Source organism: Streptomyces sp. NPDC055815, from assembly GCF_053616475.1.
This window is the reverse complement of record NZ_JBSHDU010000138.1, coordinates 1-11,262: the sequence shown is the minus strand read 5'-3', so window position 1 is coordinate 11,262 and position 11,262 is coordinate 1. Positions and strand designations below refer to the sequence as shown.

11 protein-coding genes are annotated in these 11,262 nt (G+C 74.6%); 2 read left to right on the top strand and 9 right to left on the bottom strand.

The window, feature by feature from the left end:
• Positions 1–140: 140 nt before the first annotated feature.
• The 6 genes from ACWGN5_RS40905 to ACWGN5_RS40880 form a co-directional block, all read right to left on the bottom strand.
• Positions 141–1,220: a glycosyltransferase family 4 protein gene (locus ACWGN5_RS40905; protein ID WP_453523834.1), complete on the bottom strand. Its 1,080-nt coding sequence runs from the start codon at positions 1,218–1,220 to the stop codon at positions 141–143.
• A 145-nt stretch (positions 1,221–1,365) separates the two neighbouring features.
• A complete protein-coding gene (locus tag ACWGN5_RS40900) occupies positions 1,366–2,106 on the bottom strand; it encodes a hypothetical protein (protein WP_453523840.1) in 741 nt (246 codons plus the stop codon).
• Positions 2,107–2,156: 50 nt separating this feature from the next.
• A complete protein-coding gene (gene recN, locus ACWGN5_RS40895; protein WP_453523831.1) occupies positions 2,157–3,899 on the bottom strand; it encodes a DNA repair protein RecN in 1,743 nt (580 codons plus the stop codon).
• Positions 3,900–3,980: 81 nt separating this feature from the next.
• Positions 3,981–4,904, bottom strand: a complete 924-nt coding sequence (locus ACWGN5_RS40890) for an NAD kinase (protein ID WP_392154226.1) — start codon at positions 4,902–4,904, stop codon at positions 3,981–3,983.
• Positions 4,901–5,716, bottom strand: a complete 816-nt coding sequence (locus tag ACWGN5_RS40885) for a TlyA family RNA methyltransferase (protein ID WP_453523828.1) — start codon at positions 5,714–5,716, stop codon at positions 4,901–4,903. Before ACWGN5_RS40885 ends, ACWGN5_RS40890 begins: the two co-directional genes overlap by 4 nt.
• Positions 5,717–5,723: 7 nt before the next feature.
• Entirely contained in the window at positions 5,724–5,987 is a 264-nt protein-coding gene (locus ACWGN5_RS40880) for a hypothetical protein (RefSeq protein WP_453523825.1), read from the bottom strand.
• 42 nt (positions 5,988–6,029) lie between these two features.
• Here ACWGN5_RS40880 and ACWGN5_RS40875 point away from each other — a divergent pair, with 42 nt between their 5' ends.
• Positions 6,030–6,377 carry an SCP2 sterol-binding domain-containing protein gene (locus ACWGN5_RS40875; RefSeq protein WP_369143471.1) on the top strand — a complete coding sequence of 116 codons (348 nt, stop codon included), beginning with the start codon at positions 6,030–6,032 and terminating at the stop codon, positions 6,375–6,377.
• Between the two features lie 43 nt (positions 6,378–6,420).
• Here the strand turns inward: ACWGN5_RS40875 and ACWGN5_RS40870 are convergent, their stop codons facing one another.
• Both ACWGN5_RS40870 and ACWGN5_RS40865 read right to left on the bottom strand, forming a co-directional pair.
• Positions 6,421–7,287 carry an ABC transporter ATP-binding protein gene (locus ACWGN5_RS40870; protein ID WP_453523822.1) on the bottom strand — a complete coding sequence of 289 codons (867 nt, stop codon included), beginning with the start codon at positions 7,285–7,287 and terminating at the stop codon, positions 6,421–6,423.
• 110 nt (positions 7,288–7,397) lie between these two features.
• On the bottom strand, positions 7,398–8,474 hold the full coding sequence (locus ACWGN5_RS40865) for an HAD hydrolase-like protein (RefSeq protein WP_453523819.1): 1,077 nt from the start codon (positions 8,472–8,474) through the stop codon (positions 7,398–7,400).
• A 78-nt stretch (positions 8,475–8,552) separates the two neighbouring features.
• Between ACWGN5_RS40865 and ACWGN5_RS40860 the strand changes: the two genes are divergently transcribed.
• The gene (locus ACWGN5_RS40860) at positions 8,553–9,848 is read left to right on the top strand and encodes a DUF1015 domain-containing protein (protein WP_453523816.1); all 1,296 of its coding nucleotides are present in this window, start codon (positions 8,553–8,555) and stop codon (positions 9,846–9,848) included.
• 63 nt (positions 9,849–9,911) lie between these two features.
• On the opposite strand, the gene ACWGN5_RS40855 is transcribed toward ACWGN5_RS40860, so the two are convergent.
• Positions 9,912–10,679 carry a hypothetical protein gene (locus ACWGN5_RS40855; RefSeq protein ID WP_453523837.1) on the bottom strand — a complete coding sequence of 256 codons (768 nt, stop codon included), beginning with the start codon at positions 10,677–10,679 and terminating at the stop codon, positions 9,912–9,914.
• Positions 10,680–11,262 lie beyond the last annotated feature (583 nt).

Sequence of the window (11,262 nt, the reverse complement as noted above, 5' to 3'; positions counted from 1 at the left end):
GCCGTCCGTTGTGCCCACCCTCCCCCAAGCTCTCGGCTTCGCTCGAGCAGGGGGGACCCCCATCGCCCCTTGCGGAACGCCTGCCCACAACGGGGCGGAAGCGCGCCCACAACGGGCGGGGCGCAGGCCCCATGGAACGACTACCGGCCCGACAACTCGTCGTACACCGCCAGTACATGCGCCACCGTCTCGTCCTCCGTAGGCCAGGACCCCGCCTGCACCCGCCCCGCCGCCGCCAGGTCCATCCGCCGGTCCGCGTCCTCCAACAGCCCCCGCACCGCCCCCGCCAGGGCCCCCGCGTCCCCGTACGGCACGAGCTCCGCCGCGTCACCGACGAGTTCCGGTACGCCGCCGACGGCCGTCGCGACGAGCGGCACCCCGAGCCGGAGCGCCTCCTGCGCGAGCAGGGAGCGGGCCTCCCACCGCGAGGGGAGGACCGCGACGTCGGCCGCGGCGAGCAGCTCGGCGACGTCGTCCCGCCGCCCGATGAGCCGCACGGAGAGCCGTTCCTCGACGATCCGCCGTTGCAGGAAGGCCCGTTCACGCCCTTCCCCGGCGATGACGAGCAGCGGCTCCGGATCGAGGTCGCGCCACAGCCGGGCCGCGTCGAGGAGCGTCCGGTACCCGCGGCCGCGTTCGAGCGCGCCGACGGCCATGAGCAGGGGCCGGTCGACGGCGCCGAGTTCGGCGCGGGCCTTGCCGTCGTGGAGGCAGACGGGCCCGCGCGCGGCGGGCACGGTGACGGGGGCGAGGCGGGCGTCCCGGGCCCCGCGCCGCCGGGCCCGGTCGACGAGTTCGGAGGATGTGCCGAGGACGACGGTCGCGGCCCGCGCGGCCTTCCGTTCGAGGAGCCGCAGCACCCCGCCCCGCGCCCCGTCGACGTGGTTCCGGCTGTGCCAGGTGGTCACGAGCGGGGTCCGGGTGCCCCCGGTGAGCGCGAGCGCGGCCCGTACGGAGGCCTGGAGGCCGTGCGCGTGGACCACGTCGGCGCCGATGCAGGCGTTGCGGAGCGCGGTGACGGTCGCGGGGTCGCCGAGGCGCGGCAACGGCACGAAGTGCGCGCCGGCGCCCAGGTAGTCGTATGCGCGGTCGAGTTCGGCCGGGGCGCACACGGTCACCCGCACGCCCCTCGCCACCAGCCCCGAGGCAAGTGATCGGACGTGCGCGCTGCTGCCCGCACCGCCGCCGCCCAGCACTTGGACCGTACGGAGCTGTGTCACGCGCCCAAGGATGCCAGCCCGTACCCCGGACCGTACGCACGTTCCGGCACCGAAATGGCGTCGTTCCCCTGCGCGGAAGGCGTACGGCGCGACGACCCGCACCACGGGTTCACCCACACGGGTGAGCGCACGGAGTCTCGGCCCGCTACCCCGCGGGGGCGGTCCGCTCCCCCCACACCGCCGCGGCGAGCAACCCGCCCGCGTGGGCGGCGAGTCCGAGCCGCCCGTTGGACGCGGCGACGGCGCTGCCGACGGCGGCGCCGAGCGCGTGCGCGCCCATGTCGCCGAGCATGATCTCCTCGCCGAGGTCGTCGCCGAGGAGCGCCGCGGCGGCCCCCATCGGGGCGGCCGCGAGGGACCCCCGGAGGAGGCCGGGCGCAGCGAGCCCGAGGACGAGCAGGCCCGCGCGCCCGGGCCGTACGTCCACGAGGTTCACCAGGTGCGCGGTGCCGGCGATGACGACGCCGGCGAGGACCTTGTCGAGGGGCTTCTCCTTGAGGAGGGCCCCGGCGGCGAGCGAGGCGGCACCGATCCCGAACAGCTTCACGGCCCCGCTGGTCACCTCACCGCCCCGGAGCGCCCCCAGATGCGCCCGGAACCCGCGCCGGTGGTCGCCCCGCAGGTCGTCGTAGCGGCCGCACACGGCCGCCGAGGCGACGGCGAGGGAGGCGGCGGGCGCGGCGGGCAGGACGGCGGCGGCCGAGCCGAAGGCGACGGCGGGACCGGCGAGCAGGGAGACCGGCCGGTCCGCGTAGTTGGTCCGCTGCCAGCTCCGCGGGTTCCCCGGCGGCCGCCGCCTCAGCTGCCCGTACGCGAGCCGGGTCGCACCGAAGGCCGCGGCGAAGGTCCCGATCCGCCCGAGCCCGGCCGCCGACCCCGCAACGATCCGCCCGAGCCCGGCCGCCGACCCCGCACCGATCCGCCCGAAGGCGCCGGTCACGCGTCCGCCCGGGCCGTGGCGAGGAGCTCCTCCGCGTGGGCCCTGGCCGTCTCGGAGTCCTCCTGGCCGGCGAGCATCCGGGACAGCTCCCGGACGCGCTCCTCGCCCTCCAGGACGGTGACCCCGGAGCGGGTCACGGAGCCGTCGTTGGTCTTCTCGACGAGCAGCTGCCGGTCGGCGAAGGCCGCGACCTGCGGGAGGTGGGTGACGACGACGACCTGCGCGGACTTGGCGAGCTTGGCGAGCCGGCGGCCGATCTCGACGGCCGCCTTGCCGCCGACGCCCGCGTCGACCTCGTCGAAGAGGTACGTCGGCACCGGGTCGACCCCGGCGAAGACGACCTCCACCGCGAGCATCACGCGGGACAGCTCACCGCCGGACGCGCCCTTGGCGATGGGCCGGGGCGGGGCGCCGGGGTGCGGGGCGAGCAGCAGCTCGACCTCGTCGGCCCCGGACGGGCCGTAGGCGACGCGGCGGCCGCCGACCTCGACGCCCTCCTCGTCCTCGGTCTGCGCGATGGCGAAGGACACGCGCGCGTGCGGCATGGCGAGGGAGGCGAGCTCGGCGGTGACCGCGTCGGCGAACCGGGCGGCGGTCTCCGTGCGCGCGTCGGTGAGCGCCTGCGCGAGCACCGACAGCTCGTCGCGCAGCCGGTCCCGCTCGGCGGTGAGCTCCTCGATCCGGTCGTCGTCGCCGTCGAGCTCGCCGAGCCGTCCGGCGCTCTCCTCGGCCCAGGCGAGGACTCCGGCGATGTCCTCGCCGTACTTCCGGGTCAGCTGGGTGAGGGCGGCGCGCCGCTCCTCGACGGCGGCGAGCCGGAGCGGGTCGGCGTCCAGGTCGTCGGCGTATCCGGCCAGCTCCTGTGCCACGTCGGACAGCAGGATGGAGATCTCGCCCATCCGGTCGGCGAGCCCGGCCAGGGCCGGGTCGTGCGACCGTACGGCCTCCAGGGCCCGGCCCGCGCCCGCAACCAGGGTGGTCGCGTCGACGGCCTCGGGGTCCTCGGGGTTGCCCGCGAGGGCGCCGTGCGCGAGCGCGGCGGCGGAGGCGAGGGCCTCGGCGTGTCCGAGCCGCTCGGCCTCGGCGGCGAGTTCGACGTCCTCGCCGGCGCGCGGCTCGACGGCCTCGATCTCACCGAGCCCGAAGCGCAGCAGATCGGCCTCCTGGGCCCGCTCACGCGCGCGCGTGGTGATCTCGTCCAGCTCGGCGGTGACGGCGCGCAGCCGCCGGTACGCCTCGCCGTAGGCGGCGAGCGGCACGGAGACGGCCTCGCCCGCGTACCGGTCGAGCGCACCGCGCTGCCGGGCGGGCTTGAGCAGTCCCTGCTGGTCGGTCTGGCCGTGGACGGCGACGAGCTCGTCGGCGAGTTCCGCGAGCAGCCCGACGGGCACGGAGCGCCCGCCGAGGTGGGCGCGCGAGCGTCCCTCGGCCGAGACGGTACGGCTGACGAGCAGCACGCCCTCGTCGAGCTCGGCACCGGCCTCCTCGGCGCGGACGGCGGCGGGCGCGCCCGCGGGCACGCTGATCCGCCCCTCGACGACGGCCGACGCCGCGCCGATCCGCACCAGGGCCGGGTCGGCACGTCCGCCGAGCAGCAGCCCCAGGCTGGTCACGACCATGGTCTTGCCCGCACCGGTCTCACCGGTCACCGCGGTGAAGCCGGGCGACAGCTCGACCACCGCGTCGTCGATGACCCCGAGCGACCGTATCCGCATCTCCTCCAGCACGCCCCAGACCATACGAGGTTTCCCGGGTCGGATGCGACATCGCCCCCGTGCGTAACCCTCGGGAGCACCACTCGTTACGGAGCGGGCCGGGGATCAGTGCGGTGCGCCGCGCCACCCCGACACGGGCAGGGCGAACTTGGCGACGAGCCGGTCGGTGAAGGAGGCGTGGTGCAGCCGGGCGAGCCGCACGGGCACGGCGCCCCGCCGTACCTCGACACGGGCGCCTGCCGGGAGTTCCACGGTCCGCCGCCCGTCGCACCACAGCACCCCGTGCGGGGTGTGCGGCTCGACCTCGACGGCGAGCACCGACTGGGGCGTGGTGATCAGCGGCTTGGCGAAGAGGGCGTGGGCCCCGATCGGGACCATGAGGAGAGCCTCGACCTCGGGCCAGACGACCGGCCCGCCCGCCGAGAAGGCGTACGCGGTGGAGCCGGTGGGTGTCGCGCAGATCACCCCGTCGCAGCCGAAGCCGGTGACCGGGCGGCCGTCGATCGCGAGGACGACCTCCAGCATCCGCTCGGGCGAGACCTTCTGCACGGCGGCCTCGTTGAGCGCCCAGTCGCGGTGCAGGACGTCGCCGTTCTCGTACACGGTGACGTCGAGGGTCATCCGCTCCTCGACCTCGTACGCCTTGGTGACGACCCGGTCGACGACCTTGTCGAGGTCGTCGCGCTCGGCCTCCGCGAGAAAGCCGACGCGTCCCAGGTTGACGCCGAGCATGGGCACGCCGGAGGCGCGGGAGAACTCGGCGCCGCGCAGCAGGGTGCCGTCGCCGCCGAGGACGACGAGGAGTTCACAGCCGTCGAGCGCGTCGGAGCAGGCCTCCGGCACCTTCTCGACGGACGGCGGCAGCGGCAGGTCCGCGGCTTCCGCCTCCAGGACGCGGACGCCGATGCCGCTGCGCAGCAGCCCCAGGACGACCAGTTCGGCGCTGCGCACGGCGGCCGGGCGGCCGGTGTGCGCGAGCAGGAAGACGGTGCGTGTAGTTCCCGATGGTGCTGCTGCCGTTGAGCTCAACGAGGTCCCTCCGCCACGGCGCGGTCGACGTCCGCCGGATCCAGCGCGGGCGCGCCTGCCCGCAGCCACAGAAAGTACTCGACGTTGCCCGAGGGGCCGGGCAGCGGGCTCGCGGTGACGCCGAGAACGCCGAGGCCGAGCTCTCCGGCCTGCCGGGCCACGTTCTTCACGGCGTCCGCGCGGAGCTCGGTGGACCGTACGACGCCGCCCGTGCCGAGCCGCTCCTTGCCCACCTCGAACTGGGGCTTGACCATGAGGACGAGGTCGGCGCCGGGCGCCGTGCAGGCGGCGAGGGCGGGCAGGACGAGACCGAGCGGGATGAAGGACAGATCGCCGACGACGAGGTCGACCGGGATTCCGTCGATGGCGTCGAGCGTCAACTCGCGCACGTTCGTACGGTCCTTCACGGTGACCCGCTCGTCGCTCTGCAGCGACCAGGCGAGCTGTCCGTAGCCGACGTCGACGGCGACGACATGGGCGGCGCCCGCGCGCAGCAGGACGTCGGTGAAGCCGCCGGTGGAGGCTCCGGCGTCCAGGGCGCGCCGGCCCTCGACCTTCAGGCCCTGCGGCACGAAGGCGGCGAAGGCCCCGGCGAGCTTGTGGCCGCCGCGCGAGACGTAGTCGGGGTCGGAGTCGTCCTGGACGACGACGATGGCCGCGGCGGTCTCGACCTGGGTGGCGGGCTTGGTGGCGACGGTCTTGCCGACGGTCACCCGGCCCGCGGCGATCAGCTGGCTGGCGTGCTCGCGCGAGCGCGCGAGCTTGCGCCGGACCAGCTCGGCGTCGAGACGGCGGCGTGCCACTCCTGCCACGTTCGGTTCAGCTCCTGTTGTCGTACGGACGGGGGGCGGGGTGCGTGTCGAGCGAGGTCAGCTCGGCGCGCAGTCCACGGTGTACATCCTCGTACACCTCCAGGTGTCCGTCCGCCGGGAGGTGGTCGAGCTCGGCGAGACGCGCGAGACCGGCGTCGACGGCGGGATGGCCGGTGAGCTCGACGGCGACACCGAGCGGCGCGACCGCTGCGGGTTCGTACGGCTCGGCGGGGTCCTGCTCCCGCGGGGCTTCGGGGGTGGTGTCGCTCATGCCCCGACGCTACCGCGAAGCCCTGGGGTACCGTCGACGGCGATGGCGACGATCACGGAGTGCCGCGGCGCACTGGACAGACTTTCGGACAATCTCGCGCGGGCGGACGAGGGCGTGCGCGGTGCGGCCGCGCTCGACCGCAGCCTGAGCTGCCACATCACGGACCTGGACACGACGTTCACGGGCCGTCTCGCGGACGGCCGGATCCGGGTGGACGGGACGGTGGACGGCCCGCCGCCGGCGAAGGCGCAGATCCGGCTCGCGATGACCGGCGACGACCTGGTGGCGATGGTGGCCGGCGAGCTGAACTTCGCGAAGGCCTGGGCCGCGGGCCGGGTCAGACTGGAGGCCGGCTTCCGCGACCTCCTGCGGCTGCGCTCACTCCTGTAACCACCCCGGGGGCGCGCCCGCACGAGGCGCTTCCCCGGCAGGGTCACTTCTGCAGCGCGGGCTCCTGATCGGCCGGCTCCTCGGCCTGCGCCGGCACGGCCGCCCGGCCGCGTGCCTTCCGCCCGGCCGGTACGACCAGCGGCGTCCCCGTCTCGGGGTCGTCGATGACCTGGCAGCGCAGCCCGAAGACCCGCTCGACGAGATCGGCGGTCACGATCTCCGACGGCGGACCCTCGGCGACGACTTCGCCGTCGCGGACGGCGATGAGGTGGGTCGCGTACCGAGCCGCGTGGTTGAGGTCGTGCAGGACGGCGACGAGCGTCCGCCCCTGCGTCTCGTGCAGTTCGGCGCACAGGTCGAGGACGTCGATCTGATGCTGGATGTCGAGGTACGTGGTGGGCTCGTCGAGCAGCAGCAGCGGGGTCTGCTGGGCGAGCGCCATGGCGATCCAGACGCGCTGGCGCTGCCCGCCCGAGAGCTCGTCCACGTACCGCCCGGCGAGCTCGGCGACACCGGTGGACTCCATCGACTCCTGGACGATCCGCTCGTCCTCCGGGGACCACTGGCGCAGCAGCCCCTGGTGCGGGTAGCGGCCGCGCGCGACGAGGTCGGCGACGGTGATGCCGTCGGGGGCCACGGAGGTCTGCGGCAGCAGCCCGAGGGTCTTGGCGACCTTCTTGGCGGGCATCGTGTGGATCGACTGCCCGTCGAGCAGGACGCGGCCCTCGCTCGGCTTCAGCATCCGGGAGAGGGCGCGCAGCAAGGTGGACTTGCCGCAGGCGTTGGGGCCGACGATGACGGTGAACGAGTTGTCGGGGATCGCGACGGTCAGCTCGCGGGCGATGACCCGCTGCTCGTACGCCAGGGTCACCGATTCCGCGCTCAGGCGCTGCTGCTGACGACCGTCCATACCCGCACTCCCGCTTCTCGTCCGTGGTCGTGCCAGGCGGTGACGACCACGAGCCACGCGAAGTTAGGTTAGCCTACCCAACTTCACTCTCCGCCCGGGGTGCCGGAGTCTCACACCCCGAGCTGCGCCAGCACCTTCCCCGCGTCCGGCACGCCCCCACCGGGCGCGTCCGCCGCGGACCACGCCGCCCCGCACAGCGCCCGCACCCCGTCCATCACGTCCGCCCCGTCGCCCGGCGCGCCGTCGAGGACGAGCTCACCGCCGCTCACGGAGGCCCGCCACCCCCCGCACACGAAGCCCCCGTCGCCGTCCCCGACGACGGCGGGCTGCCCCGTGAGCAGCCCCCGCAGATCGGCCGCCACATACGTCGGCCGGTGCTCGGGCACGGCCGCGAGCAACTGCGCCACGTCCGTCACCCCGGTCAGCACGAGCAGCGAGTCGACCCCGCCGTTGAACGCCCCCTCGATGTCCGTGTCCAGCCGGTCCCCCACCACCAGCGGCCGCTCGGCCCCCGTCCGCAGCACGGTCTCCCGGTGCATCGGCGGCAGCGGCTTCCCCGCGACCTTCGGCTCGAAGCGGTGCCCGGTGGCGATCCGTACGACCTCCACCGCCGCCCCGTTCCCCGGCCCGATCCCCCGCGCCCCGGGAATCGTCAGATCCGTGTTCGAGGCGTACCAGGGCACCCCGCGCCCCACCGCGTACGCCGCCTCCGCGAACCGCGCCCACGGCATCCCCGGCCCGCCGTACCCCTGCACGACCGCCGCCGGGTCGTCGTCCACCGAGTCCACCGGTACGAGACCCCGCTCGCGCAGCGCCACCCGCAGCCCCTCGCCGCCGACGACCAGCACCCTGGACCCGGCCGGCAGGTCGTCCGCGATCATCCGGGCCGCCGCCTGCGCCGAGGTGACCACGTCCCCGGCCTCCGCGGGCACCCCGAGCTCCGTCAGATGCCCGGCCACCTCCCCGGGCGTCCGCAGCGCGTTGTTGGTGACGTACGCCAGGTGCATCCCGCCGGCCCTGGCCACGCCGAGCGCCTCCACGGCGTGCGGCACGGCCTCCCCGCCCGCGTACACGACACCGTCCAGGTCCAGGAGCGCCGTGTCGTACGCCTCGCTCAGCGCGACCTCGCTGCCGCCGGGGTGCTTCCTGCCGCCGTCACGCCGTCCCTGGCCGTTCCGCACCGTCACCGCACACTCCTCAGATCACCGGGTGAATTCCCCCACTCTCCCGATCATCGCTCATGCCCGCCCACATACGATGACAGGATGAACACCTCAGGTCACGCGGCCGACGACGTCCGCGACGACGCCACAGGCCTGCGCCTGGCCCCGTTCCGCGGACTCCGTTACGTCCCCGAGCGGGTCGGCAGCCTCGCCGCCGTGACGTCCCCTCCCTACGACGTCGTCGTACGACCTGACGGACTGCTCCATCTGGAGTCCGCCGATCCGCACAACATCGTCCGGCTGATCCTCCCGCAGGCGATCACCGCCGGCACCCGCCACCGCAAGGCCGCCGTCACCCTCGACCGCTGGCTCGCGGACGGCGTCCTCGCCCCGGACCCGGAGCCCGCGCTCTACGTGTACGAGCAGAACGGCGACGGCATCCTCCAGCGCGGCATCATCGGCGCCCTGGAACTCTCCACCCCGGCCGAGGGCATCGTCCTCCCCCACGAGGACGTCATGCCGCACGTCGTCGAGGACCGCGCCGCCCTGATGCGGACCACGGCCGCGAACCTGGAGCCGCTGCTCCTCACGTACGTCGGAGGGGACGAGGGCGGCGCCGACGCCGTCATCGAGCGCACCGTCCGACGCGAGCCGCTGCTCTCCACGACCACGGAGGACGGCTTCCAGCACCGCCTCTGGTCGGTCACGGACCCCGCCGAACTCGCCACGATCGCCGGCGAACTGGCCGCCCACCAGGCCCTCATCGCCGACGGCCACCACCGCTGGGCGACCTACCTGCGCCTGCGCGAGGAGCACGCGGCACCCGGCCCCTGGAACTACGGCCTGGTCCTCCTCATCGACACCGCCCGCTACCCGCTGCGGGTCCGCGCCATCCACCGCCTCCTCAACCGCCTGCCGGTCGCCGACGCCCTCACGGCCCTCGGCGACTCCTTCCGGGTGCGCCGCATCGACCGGCCGCTCCCGGTCGCCCTGGAGGCCCTGGAGACGGCCGCGGCCGAGGGCAACGCCTTCCTCCTCGCGGGCGACGGCGCCTTCCACCTCCTGGACCGCCCGGACCCCGCCCTCCTGGACCGCACGATCCGCACGGACCGCCCCCAGGCCTGGCGGACCCTGGACGCGACGGTCCTGCACTCCACGCTCCTGGAGAACGTCTGGCACATCCCGGACGCCCCCGAGGACATCGCCTACATCCACGACACGGAGGCGGCGGTCGCCCAGGCGGAACGCCGCGGCGGTACGGCGGTCCTCATGCACCCGGTACGGGAGGAGGTCGTCCGCGACCTCGCCCGCCAGGGCGTCACGATGCCCCGCAAGTCGACCTCCTTCGGCCCGAAGCCGGCGACGGGCCTGGTCCTGAGAAGCCTGGCGCTGGACTGAGAGCGGGGAAACGAAGAAGGGCGGCACCCGACGGGTGCCGCCCTTCTTCCCTACCGGCCGGGATCAGCCCTTGTCGCCGTCCCGGTCGTCGTCCTCGTCCTCGTCCTCGTCGTCCTCGTCCTCATCGAGCTCGACGTCGACGACATCCGACTCGTCGATCTCGTCCGACACGTCCAGCTCGTCCTCGTCGTCGGACTCGTCGAACGCGTCGACGAACTCGACGCCGTCCATCTCGGCGAGCCGGTCGGAGGCGTCCGTGGCGCCGTCCTTGTCGGCCTCGAGGGCCTTGGCGAACCACTCGCGGGCCTCGCGCTCACGGCCGGCGGCGAGCAGCGCGTCGGCGTAGGCGTACCGCAGGCGCGCGGTCCACGGGTGCACGGCACTGGAGGCGAGCTCGGGGCTCTGCAGGGTCACGATGGCCGCGTCGAGCTGACCCAGGTCCCGGCGGGCGCCGGCGGCGACGAGCCGCATCTCGACCTGCCCGGCCTTGTCCAGCTTCTGCACCTCGGGCTCACCGGCCATGGCGAGGGCACGCTCGGGCCGGCCGAGGCCGCGCTCGCAGTCGGCCATGACGGGCCACAGCTCGACACCGCCGCTCATCCGACGGGCCGCGCGGAACTCGGCGAGGGCCTCGGAGTACTTCTGCGTGGCGTACGCGGCGAAGCCGGCGGCCTCGCGGACGGCGGCGACACGGGACGCGAGCCGCAGGGCGACACGGGAGTACCCGTACGCCTTCTCCGGGTCCTCGTCGATGAGCTGGGCGACCATGACGAGGTTGCGCGAGACGTCCTCGGCGAGCCCCTTGGGCAGGCTCATCAGCTCCTGGCGCACATCCGGGTCGATCTCCTCACCGGTGACCTCCGGAGGGATCGGCAGACGCTTGATCGGCGCGCGGTCGCCACGGTCCCGGTCGTCACGACGCCCGAAGCCGCCGCGGTCGTCCCGGCCGCGGTACCCACCGCGGTCGCCGCCCCGGTCGTCACGGCCCCGGTACCCACCACGGTCACCGCCGCGGTCGTCACGGCCGCGGAACCCGCCACGGTCGCCACCGCGGTCGTCGCGACGGAAGCCACCGCCGCGGCTGTCCCCGCCACGGTCGTCACGGCGGAAGCCACCGCCCCGGCTGTCGTCACGACGGAAGGACGAGGGACGCTCGTCACGACGGTCATCGCGCCGGTCGTCACGGCGGAACGACGAGGGACGCTCGTCACGACGGTCGTCACGCTGCCCGTAGGAGGGACGGTCGTCCCGACGGAACGACGGACGCTCATCACGACGGTCATCGCGACGGAAGCCACCGCCACGGTTGTCGCCGCCACGGTCGTCACGGCGGAAGCCGCCACCGCGGTTGTCGTCACGACGGTCGTCACGCTGGCCGTAGGAGGGACGGTCGTCGCGACGGAACGACGGACGC